Origin of the sequence: Candidatus Accumulibacter aalborgensis, from assembly GCF_900089955.1 — a bacterium.
Lineage (GTDB): Bacteria > Pseudomonadota > Gammaproteobacteria > Burkholderiales > Rhodocyclaceae > Accumulibacter > Accumulibacter aalborgensis.
Genome location: NZ_FLQX01000094.1, coordinates 25,697 through 40,646, shown reverse-complemented (window position 1 = coordinate 40,646; position 14,950 = coordinate 25,697). Strand labels below are relative to the sequence as shown.

Annotated in this window: 18 protein-coding genes; 13 read left to right on the top strand and 5 right to left on the bottom strand. The window is 62.9% G+C overall.

Annotated features, from left to right (window positions below; all coding sequences use genetic code 11):
• The first annotated feature begins 5 nt into the window (after nucleotides 1-5).
• Genes ACCAA_RS05640 through ACCAA_RS05630 form a run of 3 tightly spaced genes read left to right on the top strand, consistent with a single transcriptional unit; the run spans nucleotide 6 to nucleotide 2,365 of the window.
• A complete protein-coding gene (locus ACCAA_RS05640) occupies nucleotides 6-929 on the top strand; it encodes a U32 family peptidase (protein WP_186406249.1) in 924 nt (307 codons plus the stop codon).
• Nucleotides 926-1,378 (top strand): ubiquinone anaerobic biosynthesis accessory factor UbiT, encoded by a 453-nt coding sequence (ubiT, locus tag ACCAA_RS05635; RefSeq protein WP_186406248.1) that lies wholly within the window; start codon nucleotides 926-928, stop codon nucleotides 1,376-1,378. The genes ACCAA_RS05640 and ubiT overlap by 4 nt, the downstream gene beginning before the upstream one ends.
• Before the next feature lie 30 nt (nucleotides 1,379-1,408).
• Complete coding sequence (locus tag ACCAA_RS05630; protein ID WP_186406247.1) at nucleotides 1,409-2,365, top strand: DMT family transporter; 957 nt, start codon at nucleotides 1,409-1,411, stop codon at nucleotides 2,363-2,365.
• A 15-nt stretch (nucleotides 2,366-2,380) separates the two neighbouring features.
• On the opposite strand, the gene ACCAA_RS05625 is transcribed toward ACCAA_RS05630, so the two are convergent.
• The 4 genes from ACCAA_RS05625 to ACCAA_RS05610 form a co-directional block, all read right to left on the bottom strand.
• Nucleotides 2,381-3,556, bottom strand: coding sequence for an MFS transporter (locus ACCAA_RS05625; protein WP_186406410.1), 1,176 nt, complete (start codon nucleotides 3,554-3,556; stop codon nucleotides 2,381-2,383).
• A 95-nt stretch (nucleotides 3,557-3,651) separates the two neighbouring features.
• Nucleotides 3,652-4,005, bottom strand: coding sequence for a DUF190 domain-containing protein (locus ACCAA_RS05620; RefSeq protein WP_186406246.1), 354 nt, complete (start codon nucleotides 4,003-4,005; stop codon nucleotides 3,652-3,654).
• 76 nt (nucleotides 4,006-4,081) lie between these two features.
• Nucleotides 4,082-4,465, bottom strand: coding sequence for a fluoride efflux transporter CrcB (crcB, locus tag ACCAA_RS05615; RefSeq protein WP_245754457.1), 384 nt, complete (start codon nucleotides 4,463-4,465; stop codon nucleotides 4,082-4,084).
• 6 nt (nucleotides 4,466-4,471) lie between these two features.
• A complete protein-coding gene (locus tag ACCAA_RS05610; protein WP_186406244.1) occupies nucleotides 4,472-4,717 on the bottom strand; it encodes a hypothetical protein in 246 nt (81 codons plus the stop codon).
• A 150-nt stretch (nucleotides 4,718-4,867) separates the two neighbouring features.
• Here ACCAA_RS05610 and ACCAA_RS05605 point away from each other — a divergent pair, with 150 nt between their 5' ends.
• A complete protein-coding gene (locus ACCAA_RS05605; protein WP_186406243.1) occupies nucleotides 4,868-5,914 on the top strand; it encodes a WD40 repeat domain-containing protein in 1,047 nt (348 codons plus the stop codon).
• A 162-nt stretch (nucleotides 5,915-6,076) separates the two neighbouring features.
• Here the strand turns inward: ACCAA_RS05605 and ACCAA_RS05600 are convergent, their stop codons facing one another.
• Nucleotides 6,077-6,991, bottom strand: coding sequence for a recombination-associated protein RdgC (locus tag ACCAA_RS05600; RefSeq protein ID WP_186406242.1), 915 nt, complete (start codon nucleotides 6,989-6,991; stop codon nucleotides 6,077-6,079).
• 175 nt (nucleotides 6,992-7,166) lie between these two features.
• Here ACCAA_RS05600 and ACCAA_RS05595 point away from each other — a divergent pair, with 175 nt between their 5' ends.
• From ACCAA_RS05595 to nusA, 9 genes are all read left to right on the top strand, one after another.
• Entirely contained in the window at nucleotides 7,167-7,997 is an 831-nt protein-coding gene (locus tag ACCAA_RS05595; protein WP_186406409.1) for a 3',5'-nucleoside bisphosphate phosphatase, read from the top strand.
• A gap of 15 nt (nucleotides 7,998-8,012) precedes the next feature.
• Nucleotides 8,013-8,639, top strand: coding sequence for an L-threonylcarbamoyladenylate synthase (locus ACCAA_RS05590; RefSeq protein ID WP_186406241.1), 627 nt, complete (start codon nucleotides 8,013-8,015; stop codon nucleotides 8,637-8,639).
• Nucleotides 8,640-8,657: 18 nt separating this feature from the next.
• Nucleotides 8,658-9,311, top strand: coding sequence for a site-2 protease family protein (locus ACCAA_RS05585; RefSeq protein ID WP_186406240.1), 654 nt, complete (start codon nucleotides 8,658-8,660; stop codon nucleotides 9,309-9,311).
• 17 nt (nucleotides 9,312-9,328) lie between these two features.
• A complete protein-coding gene (trpS, locus tag ACCAA_RS05580; protein WP_186406239.1) occupies nucleotides 9,329-10,339 on the top strand; it encodes a tryptophan--tRNA ligase in 1,011 nt (336 codons plus the stop codon).
• A 124-nt stretch (nucleotides 10,340-10,463) separates the two neighbouring features.
• Nucleotides 10,464-11,345 carry a segregation and condensation protein A gene (locus ACCAA_RS05575; protein ID WP_186406238.1) on the top strand — a complete coding sequence of 294 codons (882 nt, stop codon included), beginning with the start codon at nucleotides 10,464-10,466 and terminating at the stop codon, nucleotides 11,343-11,345.
• A complete protein-coding gene (scpB, locus tag ACCAA_RS05570) occupies nucleotides 11,308-11,898 on the top strand; it encodes an SMC-Scp complex subunit ScpB (RefSeq protein WP_186406237.1) in 591 nt (196 codons plus the stop codon). Before ACCAA_RS05575 ends, scpB begins: the two co-directional genes overlap by 38 nt.
• Entirely contained in the window at nucleotides 11,885-12,853 is a 969-nt protein-coding gene (gene rluB, locus ACCAA_RS05565) for a 23S rRNA pseudouridine(2605) synthase RluB (RefSeq protein WP_186406236.1), read from the top strand. Before scpB ends, rluB begins: the two co-directional genes overlap by 14 nt.
• 131 nt (nucleotides 12,854-12,984) lie before the next feature.
• Nucleotides 12,985-13,452 carry a ribosome maturation factor RimP gene (rimP, locus tag ACCAA_RS05560; protein ID WP_186406235.1) on the top strand — a complete coding sequence of 156 codons (468 nt, stop codon included), beginning with the start codon at nucleotides 12,985-12,987 and terminating at the stop codon, nucleotides 13,450-13,452.
• A 14-nt stretch (nucleotides 13,453-13,466) separates the two neighbouring features.
• A complete protein-coding gene (gene nusA, locus ACCAA_RS05555; RefSeq protein WP_186406234.1) occupies nucleotides 13,467-14,939 on the top strand; it encodes a transcription termination factor NusA in 1,473 nt (490 codons plus the stop codon).
• The last annotated feature ends 11 nt before the right edge of the window (nucleotides 14,940-14,950 follow it).

Below are 14,950 nucleotides of genomic sequence, written 5' to 3'. Positions count from 1 at the left end.
AAACGATGAAACTCGCTCTCGGACCACTGCTCTACTTCTGGCCCAAACACGAAGTCTTCGAGTTCTACGCCGAAATGGCGCAGAACCCGGCGATCGACATCGTCACCATCGGCGAGGTGGTCTGCTCGCGCCGCCAGCAGATACGCGTTGCCGATTGGCTTGGCCTGGCGCGTGACCTGACCGACGCAGGCAAGGAAGTGGTTGTCGCCGCGCAAGCGCTGCTCGAGTCCGAGGGCGATCTCAAGTCGCTGCGTCGACTCGCTGACGAGTTGACCGGAATCGCCGGCTGCCGGCTCGAAGCCAATGACCTCGGCGCGGTCAATATCGCTGCCGGCAGGCCGTTCGTTGCCGGGCCGCATCTGAACATCTACAACGAAGCGACACTGGCCACCTTTGCCCGCTACGGCATGCGCCGCTGGGTGCCGCCGCTGGAGGGCGACCGTCGCCTGATCGAGGCGCTGCACCGGAGTCGCCCCGCCGGCATGGAGACCGAAGTCTTCGTTTTCGGCAAACTGCCGCTGGCCTTCTCGGCGCGTTGCTTCACCGCGCGTCGCTATAATCTCAACAAGGACGACTGCCAGTTCAAGTGTCTCGACCATCCCGAGGGAATGACGCTGCGCACGCGCGAAGGGCAGCCGTTTTTGACCATCAACGGTATCCAGACGATGTCGGCACAGACCTACAACCTGCTGCCGCAAATGCCCGAATTGCTGGCCATGGGCGTCGAGGTCGTGCGCATCAGTCCGCAGCCGCAGGCGATGTCAGCGATCATCGCTGCTTTCGACGCCGCACGCCACGGTCGGCGGCTGACGCCCGACACCTCGGGCTGGGGGGCTGAAGGCCTGGTCGACGGCTACTGGTTTGGCGATGCCGGCATCGCCCGCCATCAGCAGGCCGCGTTCGCATCACAGGAAGGAAGTTCGTCATGAACCACGGCTTTTCGATTCCGCGCTTCAAACTCCCCGGCCTGATCGCTGCGATTGGCGCGCAACTGCCGCAATGGCCACACTCGCTGGCCCTGGCGACGGCGTTGAACGCCGCCACCAAGCTCGGCCTGCTCCGAGAGGACAGCCTGGCGCTGCTCGAAGGGCGAAGTTTTCTGGTGGAAGTGGCCGATGTCGCTGGGCAGGCGTCCTTCACCTATCGTGGCGGCCTCTTTCGGCCGCTGTTCAAGGTCCCGGCAAACCCGGACCTGTCGTTCCGCGCCAACCTGTCGGCGTTCCTGCAATTGCTCGCCCGCCAGGAAGACCCCGACACGCTGTTCTTCAACCGGGAGTTGTCTATCGTCGGCGATACCGAACTGGGGTTGCTGATCAAGAACATGCTCGACGCCGTCGAGTGGCCGCAACTGCCCAGGCTGCCGATCCTTCGCCCCTAAGTCGCGACGCTGAGACAAGCTGGCGCCCCCATGGGGCCGCAGCCGTCGGCCAACCGGGCGCTCTTCGAGGGCGTCGCCTGCGCGCTGGGCGCCGGCCTGCTCTGGGGGCTGGTCTTCGTCGTTCCCCTGATGTTGCCCGACTATCCGCCGGCGATGCTCTCCTTTGGCCGCTACCTCGGCTTTGGGGTCATCGCGCTGCTGCTCGCGTGGACCGATCTGACGCGCCTGCAAGGACTGCAGCGCCAGGACTGGCGCGTGGCTGGCGAACTGGCGCTGGTCGGCAACATCGTCTATTACCTGTTTCTTTCTGCGGCCATCCAGCTTGCCGGTGCCCCCTTGCCGACGACGCTGATCGGCACGCTGCCGATCGTCATCGCCATCGTCTCGAACTTCGGCGCCGAAGCCCTGCCATGGCGCCGTCTGTTGCCTTCACTGGCCGCTATCGCGAGCGGCATCGCACTGGTCAACCGCCACGAGATGGAGCAGCTCAGTGGTGGCCGCAGCGCGCATGACTATCTTCTCGGTGCCGTGTTCGCCCTGGCCGCGGTCGCCGCATGGACCTGGTACCCGGTGCGCAATTCCCGCTGGCTGCGGCAGCGCCCGGCGCTCGCCTCCGGCACCTGGGCGATCGCGCAGGGACTGGCGACGCTGCCGCTGGCCGTTCTCGGCATGGCAGCGGCCGGTCTCTATCTTCAGGGTACGGGCGGCTTCGACTATCCGCTCGGGCCCCAGCCCGTGCGCTATGTCGGATTGATGCTCACCCTGGGGCTGTGCGCGTCGTGGCTCGGCACGCTGTTCTGGAACCGGGCCAGCAAGCTGCTGCCGACGGCGCTCGCCGGGCAGTTGATAGTCTTCGAAACGCTGGCTGCCTTTGCCTATGCCTTTATCTGGCGAGGTACGCTGCCCGGCGTCCTCGCGCTGGCCGGTATCCTGCTCTTGATCGGCGGCGTAATTCTCGGGGTACGGGCGTTTCGGGCGGGGTGCTGATCCACTTGCCACCGGTCAACCATCCGCTGGCTGCCGCAGCACCCAGACATGCAGCAGCAGGGCCGCCAGCAGGGCGCAGGCAGCGGAGAAGCCGAAGGCGGCGAGCGGACTCAGCGCTTGCCACAGCCAGCCGAAGATCATCGACGCCGGCAGCAGCATGAGACCTGCGGTCAGATTGAACCAGCCGTAGGCGGTTCCCAGCCTCTCCTTGTCGACCAGATCGGCCACCAGTGCTTTTTCGGCGCCTTCGGTGGCCGCCATGAACAGTCCATAAAAGGCGAACAGGGGCCACAACAGCAGAGCCTGGCCATTCACCCCGAGGAGCAGATAGAACACGCTGTAGACGCTCCAGCCGCCGACGATCAGACGCGTTCGGCCGAGCTTGTCGGAGAGCGCCGAGAGCGGCGTTGAGAACAGCGCGGCGGTCAGCGACACCAGCGCCCAGAGCAGTGGCACCTGGTAGTCGGGCAGGCCGAGGTCTCGTGCCCGCAGCAGCAGGAACATGTTCGATGAGTTCCCGAGGGTGAACAGCGCCAGCACCGCCAGGTAGCGCTGGAAGGGGAGGGGCAGTCCGCGCAGTGTCCAGGTCAAGGGTTTCCCCCGCGGCAGCGGATCCCAAGCCGGTTCCCTGATCGCCAGCGCCAGGCAAACGGTGATCGTGCCTCCCAGCGCGGACCAGAGAAAAATCGTCTGCAAAGGCACATGTTCTGCCAACAGCCAGGCCGCCAGCAGCGGCCCGACGACGGCACCGGCGTTGTCCAGGCTTCGATGCAGCCCGAAAGCCAGTCCGCGATTGGCCGGTTCCACCGTCCTGGCGAGCAAGGCATCGCGCGGCGAAGTGCGCAGCCCCTTGCCGACGCGATCGGCAAAACGCAGCGCCAGCACGAGCGGCCAGGAGGTGGCGAAAGCGAGCAGTGGGCGAGCGCTGGCCGCCAGCGCGTAGCCGCCGGCGACCCACGGCCTGGTCGAGCGCCGACGATCCGAGAGCACACCGGCAAAGAGCTTCAGCAGGCTGCCAGTCGCTTCGGCGATGCCTTCGATGATGCCCAGCGCTTTCGGGCCGGCCATCAACACCGAGGCCAGGTAGATCGGTACTAGCGGGTAGATCAACTCGCTGCTGGTGTCGTTGAAGAAACTGACCACTCCGAGTAGCCAGACGGTGCGCGGAAGTTTACGCAGGGTTCCGAGCATCGTCATCGCTCACCTTTCTGCGCCCCACGCGCTGACCTTCGCTCACCATGCCGGATGCTTGCCCCATTCCAGCAACACGTTTTCCCCTGCGGCCGCTAATCGCCCGTGGAGACGTCCGGGGGGTCATGGGCGTCCGGGTTGATGATGCCGAAGCAGGCGGGGATGCGCGTGTAAAAGATGCGGATCCTTTGTTCACGAATGGTGTCGAGCAAGCGCTGCTCTTCTTCCTCGGTGACCACGAACTCGACCTCGATGGCGCTGCTTCCCGCCAGTTCGAAAAAGCGGTCTTCGTGCAAGGTATGGCGTCGCCCGAAACCGCCAATCGTACGGAACGCCGAACCGCCGCGGATGCCGATGGAATTCCCCTGGTCGAGCAGCCACTCCCAGAGAAGAACGCCATGATGGGTCTGAGTTTCGTGGACGTAGAACCTCAGGAATGAGCCTTTCATGCTTGTCTCCCATGCCGGGTCTGTTCGTGCGCAGTGCATGTGCGGAGCGTATCGCTCGCCGACCGGGGCGGCAAACTCATGTCGAACCACGCGCCCAGTAGACGGTCGCGATGCCGGTAAAGGTCATCAGAACCGACCCCGCGACATGTACCGCAACGATGCCGAGGGCCCAGGAAATTCGTCCCTGCTGCAGCAACATCGTAAGCTCCGCCGAGAAGGTGGAGAAAGTCGTCAATCCGCCACAGAACCCGGTAATGATCAGCAGGCGCCATTCCGGCGAGATCGCCGAGAAGGAGGCGAAGAAGGCGATCGCCAGACCGATCACGTAGGCCCCGATCAAATTGGCGACCAGCGTCCCCGGCGGTATCGTCGGGAACAGGCTATTGAGCCTGATGCCAAGCTGCCAGCGCAGCAGGGCGCCGAATGCCGCACCGACGGAGATGGCGAGAACTGATTTCACATGCATCTACCTTGAAATCTGCCTTGAAAACATGTCGCACCTGCAAAGCGGCTGAATGTGCGGTGAGACGCTCAACGGTAGGGTGCCGGTGAAACTGCCGTAGCCGCGCTCGGGTACGATCAGGTCGCGGTAGTTCAGCGACGAGGCGCGCATGCGCAGCAGCACCTGCCCCGTTCCTGGCCGGGGCGGCGGGCGATCGGCGATTCCGAGGCTCGCCATTCCCCAGTCGTCCTGAATCTGAAAGAAGCGCATTCAACTCCCCCCCGCTGTGATACGCCGGCCCCGTTGCCCGGCCGCCCACTGGCGTCGTCAACGGCAAACGCCGCGATAGTTTCCTTTGTCGGCGACAATCATTACTATATCAGGGCTCGGCTGGTTCCGAGTATTTCGGGGAGACATGGCATGTTCTACATCAGCTTCCACGGCGGCGGTGTCAGCTCCGCCATCAACAACGTGTTCGTGTACGACGTGGTCGACGGCAAGCCGGTTCGTGTCACGACGGCGGCGCTGCAGACGCCGTCGGGATCGCCGCCGTTGAGCGAATTGCGCGACCTTGTTTTCGGCCCGTCGGGTAATCTGTACGTCGTGAATGGGTACAAGAACGATAGTCAGGTGCTCATGTACAGCGGCACCCCGGACGCCGAAGGCAGCCACTCCTACCTCGGAATCTACGCCGACGCGGGCGTTTCGAAAGCGGTCGCGCATCCATTTGCGCTGGCTTTTGACCAGCGTGGCAATGGCTATCTGTCGAGCCAGGACAGCAACGTTGTCACCGGCCTGAAACCACCTGCGAAGAAGAACAAACCCAGTGGCGTGCTCCCCACGGCCACTTACCTGGCAGAGCTGAAGAAGACGAGATTCCTCAAGGGGACCCAGGTCGCCTCGTCGGTCGGTCAACTCCCGGCGTCACCGAAGCATGCGCCGTCAAATCTTGGCACGCCGCAGGGGTTGGCCGTCGGGTTCGAGGCGGACCCGTCCAGGAAGCATCGGAACCGGACGAAGGTTGCCCATTCAGTACGCGATGTGGTGGTTGCCGGCAATTCGCTGTACGTGGCAGACGAGCCCGGCGATACGGTCAAGATCTATGATCTCGAGAGCGGCCCGGGCCGGGGGAAACTGCAGGGTCAAATCGCTGCCGCGGGGTTTCTCCTGGCGCCGGTACACCTGCTCCTCAACGGCGATTACCTTTATATCGGCAGTTCCGGTACCGACACCGTGTTGCAGTATGACCTGAGGAGCGGTGGCCTGAGGACAGTCGTTCAGGAGGTGAAGACCATCTCGGGCATGTGCTTCGATGCGTCGGGCAATTTCTACCTCGCCTCGCGTGAAGACAAGGCGATCTACACCTGTGGCAAGGACTTTGGTACGCCCGAACTCTTTGTCGGCGCAGCCACCGATGCGGATTTCATCGACTGCCCGGAGTTTCTGGTGTTCAGCAGCGGCGCTTAGCCGTGTCACGGTAGCGCCAAGGCGCGAGGTTCGGATTCCGCTGCGCCTACATGATTAGCGCTGTGCTTCAGCGAGGCACAACTTGGGGTGAGGCACGAACCCCAACGCCTTTCTTGCCAGGTCCTGTTGGGGTTCCTTCGTCACCCCAGCCTGCGGAACTGCTCAGCCGTCGCTGCCGCTCCGGGCCGTCGCCGGCTCGCCACCCAGAGCAGCGAGCAGGTCGTCGAGCAGTTGAGCGACTTCGCCGGTCATCAGCGTGAAGTCGCCAGCGAAGCGCTCGTCGTCATTTTCAGCCTGGCCGTCGGCCTGTTCCTTGAGGATGTCAAGGAAGGCGAGTCGCTTGATCTGCAGGTTGTCGTCCAGCACGAAGGAAATGCGGTCGTTCCAGGTCATCGCCAGGCGCGTGACGACCTTGCCGGCAGCGATGTGCTGGCCGATCTCTTCGCCTTCGAGCGAGTGCTTGACGTAGCGCACGGTCGCTTTTTCGGCCGAGCGCAGTTCGAGATCCTGGTCAAGGGTGAAGCCGACCGGGGCTTCGCCAGCCGCCACCCAGCCGGTCATCGCTGCTGACGGCGATTGCGTCACCTTGACGACCTTGGCTGGCACGGCTTCAACGGATTTGTGCAAGTGTTCGAGGAACTCCTCTGCTTTCGCCGGCGAGGCCGAGTCGACGATCAGCCAGCCGTTGTCCCGGTCGATCCAGGCAAAGGTGCTGCGGCTACGGATGAAGGCGCGCGGGAGGAGTTCGAGCGTCATCTCGGCCTGGATTTCACGCATTTCCTTGCGGCCGATGCGGCGCCCTTGGGCTTCCTCGATTTCCTTCGCCTTGTCACTGGCAAAACGCTTGACGATCGACGCCGGCAGCAGCTTCTCCTCGATGCCAAGGGCGAGTAGCCATTGCTGGTTGATGGCATGAATCAAGGAGCCACCCGGACGCGGTGGCAGCCAGCCGATGCTGCGCGGATCGGTGGCCCCGCAGCCCTGCAGGGTCAGCCTGGCAAGCTGTTCTTCCAGCGGGGCGGCGTCGACTGCCCAGTTCTTCGGCAGACGGTAGATCTGTAGGTTCTTGAACCACATGGGCAGACTCGCAAAAGGGGGGGATTATAGGCTGGAATCCGCGGTGCAACCGCGTCCATGGCGCCAATCCGGAAGCGCGCAGCCCTGATCTCGTGTCGCGACCTCGGGAGGCGTCTCTTTCGTGTGCTATCATGGGCAGTTGCCGATTTTGGACTGCCAATACTTGCCTGCTGCCGTGCCCAACTGCGATCTTCACTGTCACTCCACCTGTTCTGATGGCCTGTTGTCCGCGCCTGAGGTCGCCCGTCGGGCGGCCGCGAATGGCGTCGATATGCTGGCGCTGACCGACCATGATGCCCTCGACGGCCTGCCGGGCGCACGCGCGGCGGCGAATGATGTCGGCATGGCCTTCGTCAATGGCGTCGAAATATCGATCGAGTGGGAGGCGCTGCAGATTCATATTCTGGGGTTTGCTTTCGATCTCGGCGATCAGACGCTGAACGCCGGGCTGGCCAGCGTTCGCTCAGGTCGAATCGAGCGCGCACGGCAGATGTCGGCAGCCCTCGAAAAGGTGGGCATCGGTGGCGCTTTCGACGGTGCCATGCGCCATGCGGCCAATCCGAACCTGATCAGTCGTTCGCATTTCGGACGCTATCTGGTTGAAGCTGGCGTGTGCAAGGATTTGCGCAGTGTCTTCGAGTCGTATCTGGTTCCTGGTCGGCCGGGCTATGTCGATCATCGCTGGGCGACGCTGGCCGATTCGGTGCGCTGGATTCTTGGCGCGGGTGGCGTGGCAGCAGTTGCCCACCCCGGGCGCTACAAACTGTCGCGTGCCGACATGCGACGCTTTCTTGCCGAGTTCAAGGATCTCGGCGGGCAGGCGATCGAAGTCATGTCGGGCAGCCACACGCCGGAGCTGGTGGACACTTACGCCCGTCTGGCCAGGGAATACGCTTTTCTGGCGTCGCGCGGATCGGATTTTCATGGACCGGGCGAGAGTTACGTCGATCTGGGCAAGCTGGCGCCTTTGCCGGACGGGCTGAAACCCGTCTGGGAGACGTTCTGAACGTCCGAGACCAGAATGGCACAGTATCTTTCAATTCATCCCGACAACCCGCAGGGTAGACTGCTGCAACGGGCGGCCGAGGTCATCCGCCAGGGCGGCGTCATCGCGCTGCCGACGGATTCGAGTTACGCACTCGGTTGCCACCTCGGCGACAAGGCGGCGGTCGAACGTATTCGTAGCCTGCGCGGCGTCGACGACCGGCATCACCTGACGCTGATGTGCCGCGATTTGTCGCAGATCGGCCAGTTTGCCCGCGTCGACAATGCCCGCTATCGCCTGCTCAAGGCTGCGACGCCGGGAAGTTACACCTTCATTCTCGAGGGCACCCGGGAGCTGCCGCGGCGCGTGTTGCACCCGAAGCGCAAGACGATTGGTCTGCGCGTGCCTGCGCATGCCGTCACGCTGGCCTTGCTCGAGCAACTGGGCGAGCCGCTGCTGACTTCGACGCTGATTATTGCCGGTGACGAAGAGCCCCTGACGGAAGGCTGGGAGATCCAGGATCGTCTCGAAAGCCAGCTCGAACTCATCCTTGACAGTGGTCGTTGTGGGGTAGAGCCGACCAGCGTCATCGATCTGACGGGTCCGCTGCCGGTGTTGGTTCGCGCCGGGCTGGGTCCGCTGGCGCCTTTTGGTCTGGATTGAGGAATAGCGGATTACCCTATGGAAGCCATGATTCAGACCGTCGCCATCGCCGCCTTGCCGGTGATTTTCGCGATCACCCTGCACGAGGCTGCGCACGGTTATGCCGCGCGCCATTTCGGTGATCCGACGGCCTGGCAGGCGGGCCGAATCACGGCCAATCCACTCAAACACATCGACCTCGTCGGCACGATCATCGTGCCGATCGTCATCCTCGCGCTGTCCACCGGAGGCATTCTGTTCGGCTGGGCGAAGCCGGTACCGGTCGATTTCAGTCGCCTGCGCCAGCCGAAGCGTGACATGCTGTGGGTCGCCGCGGCCGGGCCAGGGGCCAATCTCGCCATGTTGCTGTTCTGGGCCACGGTGATGAAGCTGGCCTGGTTGCTGCCACTCAATTTCTTCAGCTTGCCGATGGCGCGCATGGCCGAGGTCGGCATGGCGGTCAACATTGCGCTGATGGTGCTCAATCTTTTTCCGTTGCCGCCGCTCGACGGCGGCCGCATCGCCGTCAGCCTCCTGCCGCGACGCGCTGCCTGGCGTTTTGCGCAAGTCGAGCGCTTCGGCTTCCCGATCCTGCTGTTGCTGTTGTTTACCGGCATCCTCGGTTCGCTCCTGATGCCGGTCATGCAGTGGGTCGGCGGACTGATCGACTTTCTTTTTCAATTGCCTTCCTGACCGCGCGAAGACAGAACATGTACGCACAAAGAGTCCTCTCCGGCATGCGCCCGACCGGCAGCCTGCATCTCGGTCACTACCACGGCGTGCTGAAGAATTGGCTCCGCCTCCAGAACGAGTATCCCTGTTTGTTCTTCGTCGCCGACTGGCATGCGCTGACGACCCAGTACGATGACCCGCAGGGGATCGTCAGCTCATCCTGGGACATGGTCATCGACTGGCTCGCGGCTGGCGTCGATCCGGCACGGGCTACCCTGTTCATCCAGTCGCAAGTGCCCGAGCACGCCGAACTCCATCTCCTGTTGTCGATGATGGCCCCACTCGGCTGGCTTGAGCGCGTGCCGACGTACAAGGATCAGCAGGAGAAGCTCGAGAACAAGGACTTGTCGACCTACGGTTTTCTCGGCTATCCGCTGCTGCAGTCGGCCGACATCCTGATCTATCGCGCCGACAAGGTGCCGGTGGGCGAGGATCAGGTGCCACACATCGAGTTCTCGCGCGAGATCGCACGCCGTTTCAATCATCTCTACGGACGCAAAGGCACAGGCAAGATGATTCTCGTCGAGCCCGGTGCGCTGTTGACCGAGGCCTCGCGGATGCCGGGTCTCGACGGTCAGAAGATGTCCAAGTCCTACGGCAACACGATCACGCTGCGCGAGGACGAGGCTTCGGTGACGCACAAACTGAGGCGCATGCCTACCGACCCGGCGCGCGTGCGGCGCAGCGATCCCGGCGACCCGGGCAGGTGCCCGGTCTGGCAATTGCATCAGGTGTACACCGACGAGAGCTGCCAGGCGTGGGTGCAGCAGGGTTGTCGCAGTGCCGGGATCGGTTGTCTGGAGTGCAAGCAGCCGGTAATCGATGCCATCCTCAGCGAGCAGGCACCCATGCGCGAGCGCGCTCAGCCCTATCTGGACGACGCCAGCCTGGTGCGCGAGATCATCAATGAGGGCAACAAGAAGGCGCGCCATCTCGCTCGCGAAACGATGCGCGACGTGCGCGCCGCCATGGGGCTAGACTATGGCTGAGACCTGGTGAATAAATCTGCCAGTCACGGTTCCCAGTCTTGTCATTCCCGCAGGCGCGGGAATGACGGCCTTGCAGGGCTGTGGCAATGTTTTCACCGCCTCTGAGCCAAGTCCAGTGCACCGGATGAGCCATACTGCCACCAGCGAAGAGGGGACCGCGCCGGCGCTCGCTGTGCTCGCTACGGCCGCCACTCCTGCCACCATTGCGCTGGCCAGGATCTATGGTCAGCCGCTGATGCAGATGCCGCACGACCTCTATATTCCGCCCGATGCAATGGCGGTCATGCTCGAGGCCTTCGAGGGGCCGCTTGATCTCTTGCTGTACCTGATTCGCAAGGCCAACGTCAATGTGCTGGACATTCCGATGGCCCTGCTGACCGAGCAGTATCTGGTCTACGTCGACGCCATGCGCGCGCAGAACCTCGAACTGGCCGCCGATTATCTGGTCATGGCGGCGATTCTGATCGAGATCAAGTCGCGCATGCTCTTGCCGCGTGCGAAAGTGGCCGATGGTGACGAGGGGGGCGATCCGCGCGCCGAACTGGTACGTCGCCTGATCGAATATGAGCAGATGAAACTGGCCGCCTATCGGCTCAATGAACTGCCGCAGGTCGAGCGCGATTTCGAATGGGCCGAGGTGTGGGTCGAAAAAGCTCTGCTGCGACGGTTACCGGAGGTCAATGCGCGGGATTTGCAGCAGGCCTGGAGCGCCATCCTGCGCCAGGCCAGACTGCACACTCGCCACCTCGTGACGCGTGAGGAATTGTCGGTGCGCGAGCATATGGGGCTGATCCTGCGCCATTTGCGTGGCGCGGGTGGTTTCGTGGAGTTTGTCGACCTCTTCGATCCGGCGCTGGGTGCGCCGGTGCTGGTGGTGCACTTTCTGGCCCTGCTTGAACTGGCGCGTGAGCACTTGCTCGAATTGACGCAGGTGGAAGCCTTCGCCCCGATTTACCTGAGGTTGGCCGATGAGCACAGCGAACACCGATCGTTGTCTGGCACCTGAGTTGCCGGACGACGCCGTCGAACCGAAGCGGGTCCTGGAGGCTGTGCTGCTCAGTGCCAGGGAGCCCTTGTCGCTCGCCGACCTGAAGAAAGTGTTTTCTGACCAGATCAGCGCCGAGGCATTGCGGGCGCTGCTCGACGATCTGCGCGCCGAATGGCGCGGCCGATCGGTCGAGTTGCTGCAGGTGGCGAGCGGCTGGCGCTTTCGGACGCGCGCCGAGTTCATGCCCTACCTGGAGCGGCTGAACCCTGAAAAACCGCCGCGCTACTCGCGCGCGGTGCTGGAAACCCTGGCCATCATCGCCTATCGTCAGCCGGTGACGCGTGGTGACATCGAGGATATCCGCGGCGTCACGGTCGCCACGCAGGTGATTCGGGTCCTCGAGGAGCGCGGCTGGGTTGACGTCGTTGGTCATCGCGACACGCCTGGGCGACCGGCGCTGCTGGCGACGACCCGGAAATTCCTTGACGACCTCGGTCTGCGCAGTCTCTCCGAGTTGCCGGCGCTCGAACAAATCACTTCCACCCTGGACCTCGCCGATGCCCACCAGTAAGCGCAGACCCCCTGCTGATCCTTCTCGTTCTCCGCGTCCGGCCTCGTCTCCGGCCGCCGGGCGACGTCCGCCTGCGGCTTCGACGGAATCTTCCGGCGAGGACGAAAGCACGCGCCCGACGGCCAGGACGAGCATCCGCGAATCGTCACGACGTACGCGTCACCAGGAGCCCGAGGCCAAGCCGGAGCGCCTGCACAAGCTGCTCGCGCAAAGCGGTGTCGGTTCGCGTCGGGAAATGGAAGAGTTGATCAGTGCCGGGCGAATTTCGCTCAATGGCGAGGTGGCGCGTGTCGGCCAGACGGCCAGCCAGGGCGACCGGGTGAAGGTCAATGGCAAGCTGGTCCAGTTGCGCTTTTCCGACCGCTTGCCGCGGGTGATCATCTATCACAAACCCGAAGGCGAGATCGTTTCGCGCAACGATCCCGATCATCGACCGAACGTCTTTACCTCGATGCCGCGGATCTCGTCCGGACGCTGGGTGGCGGTCGGTCGCCTAGATTTCAACACCAGTGGCCTGCTGCTACTGACGACTTCGGGCGATCTTGCCAATCGACTGATGCATCCGCGCTATCAACTGGTTCGCGAATATGCCGTACGTATACTCGGCGAGATCTCCGATGAAGTGCGCCGGCGTCTGCTCGACGGGGTCGAACTCGACGATGGCCCGGCGCAGTTTGCGAGTTTCCAGGATGCCGGCGGCGAAGGTGCCAACCGCTGGTATCGCGTCTCGATCTACGAAGGCAGAAACCGTGAAGTGCGCCGCATGTTTGAAGCCGTGGGTGTCTTCGTCAGTCGCCTGATGCGTGTTCGCTACGGGCCATTTGCCCTTCCACCAGGCTTGAAACGAGGGCAGGTCCTCGAACTGAGCGATGCGGAGGTGAAAAAGCTGCTCGCCGACTTCGGTATGGCCAACCCCGAGGCTGGCCGTCCAGCACGTCGACCGCGCGAGCGCTGAGTGATCTCTATGGGACCACAGGCGCATTTACCCCGGCCAAGATTTTCGTTATAATTGAAGGGTTTTCCGCTCCCCCTTCTGGGGGTAATTTTTTCGGGGATGGGCGTTTCGCCCATTTTTTGTTTGCAGCCATGGATTTGCACGAAATTCTTGAAGTTACGGTGACCGGCCTCGGCTACGAGCTGGTCGATGTCGAGCGCAGCCCGCGCGGTCGCCTGCTGCGCGTGTTCATCGACAAGCCGGAAAAGCACCGCGGCGTGGATGTGGAAGACTGTGCGCTGGTCAGCGATCAGTTGTCACGCGTGCTGCTGGTCGAGAACGTCGATTACGACCATCTTGAGGTCTCGTCGCCGGGGATCGACAGACCCTTGAAGAAAGAGGCTGATTTCGAACGTTTCGCGGGTTCGATGATCACCGTCAAACTGCGTCTGCCCCTGAACGGGCGGCGGAATTTCAGCGGCATGCTGCAGGGAGTGCACGATGGCAAGGTGCGTCTGCAGATCGATTCCGGCGAAGTGGATTTCGATCTGGTCAACGTTGACAAAGCACGCCTGGTGCCCAACTTTGACCTGACGAAATCGAGCGACGGGCTGGTTTAGGAGGTAATGGAATAATGAGCCGCGAAATCTTGATGCTGGTAGATGTCCTGGCGCGCGAAAAGAACGTGACCAAGGACATCGTCTTCGGCGCGCTGGAAATGGCGCTGGCGTCGGCTACCAAGAAGCGCGTCCACGACGACGCCAACGTCCGCGTGGTCGTCGATCGCGAGACCGGCGATTTCGAGACCTTTCGCCGCTGGGAAGTCGTTGCTGACGGGGACTTCCTTGATGAGGAACAGCAGATCCCGTTGTCGGATGCCCAGGAACAGGACCCGGAGGTCGAGATCGGCGATTTTCTGGAAGAGTCGCTTGAACCCATAGACTTCGGCCGCATTGGCGCACAGGCTGCCAAACAGGTCATTCTGCAGAAGATCCGCGACGCCGAGCGCGAACAGATCCTCACTGACTTCCTGGGTCGCAAGGAGCATCTGGTGACCGGTGCGATCAAGCGTATGGAGCGCGGTAGCGCGATCATCGAAACCGGAAAGATCGAGGCCATCCTGCCGCGCGATCAGATGATTCCGCGTGAGAACCTGCGCATCGGCGACCGCGTCAAGGCTTTTCTGCTGCGCATTGATCGTGCTGCCCGCGGTCCGCAACTGATCCTCTCGCGTACGGCGCCGGAGTTCATCGTCAAGCTGTTCGCGCTGGAGGTTCCGGAAGTCGATGATGGCCTGCTGGAGATCAAGGCGGCTGCGCGTGATCCCGGCATGCGCGCCAAGATCGCGGTAAAGTCCAACGACCAGCGCATCGATCCGATCGGGACCTGTGTCGGGATGCGCGGGACGCGGGTGACCGCGGTGACCAACGAGCTGGCCGGGGAGCGGGTCGACATCGTGCTCTGGTCAGCCGATCCGGCGCAGTTTGTCGTCGGCGCGCTGGCGCCGGCCGAGGTCAGTTCGATCGTCGTCGATGAAGAGAAGCATAGTATGGACGTCGTCGTCGACGAGCAGAACCTGGCGATCGCGATCGGTCGGGGCGGTCAGAATGTCCGTCTGGCTTCGGAGTTGACTGGCTGGACGATCAACCTGATGACCGAGGACGAGTCGAAAACGATGGTCGAGGCCGAGGCGGCGGCGATCCGCGTCCTGTTCATGGAGAAACTCGACGTCGATGAGGAACTGGCCAACATCCTGATCGAGGAGGGCTTCTCGACCCTTGAGGAAGTGGCGTACGTGCCGCTCCACGAGATGATCGAGATCGAAGCTTTCGACGAGGTGACCGTCCAGGAGTTGCGTGAGCGGGCGCGCAACGTCCTGCTGACCGACGCCATTGTTACCGAAGAAAAGATCGGTGAGGTAGCCGCAGACATGCTCGATCTCGAAGGGATGGACAAGGCGCTGGCCGGTAAACTGGCTGGTAACGGTATCAAGACGAGAGACGATCTGGCTGATCTGGCGGTCGACGAACTTACCGAGATGACCGGCATTGATGCCCAAAGGGCCAAACAACTGATCACCACGGCGCGTGCGCACTGGTTCGAGTAAGCAGGAAAGAG

Coding starts and splice junctions, on each gene's coding strand:
- ACCAA_RS05620 (WP_186406246.1), bottom strand. CDS start 4,005: ATGAAAGGCTCATTCCTGAGGTTCTACGTCCACGAAACTCAGACCCAT.
- ACCAA_RS05590 (WP_186406241.1), top strand. CDS start 8,013: ATGGCACAGTATCTTTCAATTCATCCCGACAACCCGCAGGGTAGACTG.
- ACCAA_RS05625 (WP_186406410.1), bottom strand. CDS start 3,556: ATGCTCGGAACCCTGCGTAAACTTCCGCGCACCGTCTGGCTACTCGGA.
- rluB (WP_186406236.1), top strand. CDS start 11,885: ATGCCCACCAGTAAGCGCAGACCCCCTGCTGATCCTTCTCGTTCTCCG.
- ACCAA_RS05630 (WP_186406247.1), top strand. CDS start 1,409: ATGGGGCCGCAGCCGTCGGCCAACCGGGCGCTCTTCGAGGGCGTCGCC.
- trpS (WP_186406239.1), top strand. CDS start 9,329: ATGTACGCACAAAGAGTCCTCTCCGGCATGCGCCCGACCGGCAGCCTG.
- ACCAA_RS05605 (WP_186406243.1), top strand. CDS start 4,868: ATGTTCTACATCAGCTTCCACGGCGGCGGTGTCAGCTCCGCCATCAAC.
- nusA (WP_186406234.1), top strand. CDS start 13,467: ATGAGCCGCGAAATCTTGATGCTGGTAGATGTCCTGGCGCGCGAAAAG.
- rimP (WP_186406235.1), top strand. CDS start 12,985: ATGGATTTGCACGAAATTCTTGAAGTTACGGTGACCGGCCTCGGCTAC.
- ACCAA_RS05640 (WP_186406249.1), top strand. CDS start 6: ATGAAACTCGCTCTCGGACCACTGCTCTACTTCTGGCCCAAACACGAA.
- scpB (WP_186406237.1), top strand. CDS start 11,308: ATGAGCACAGCGAACACCGATCGTTGTCTGGCACCTGAGTTGCCGGAC.
- ACCAA_RS05610 (WP_186406244.1), bottom strand. CDS start 4,717: ATGCGCTTCTTTCAGATTCAGGACGACTGGGGAATGGCGAGCCTCGGA.
- ACCAA_RS05585 (WP_186406240.1), top strand. CDS start 8,658: ATGGAAGCCATGATTCAGACCGTCGCCATCGCCGCCTTGCCGGTGATT.
- ubiT (WP_186406248.1), top strand. CDS start 926: ATGAACCACGGCTTTTCGATTCCGCGCTTCAAACTCCCCGGCCTGATC.
- ACCAA_RS05575 (WP_186406238.1), top strand. CDS start 10,464: ATGAGCCATACTGCCACCAGCGAAGAGGGGACCGCGCCGGCGCTCGCT.
- ACCAA_RS05600 (WP_186406242.1), bottom strand. CDS start 6,991: ATGTGGTTCAAGAACCTACAGATCTACCGTCTGCCGAAGAACTGGGCA.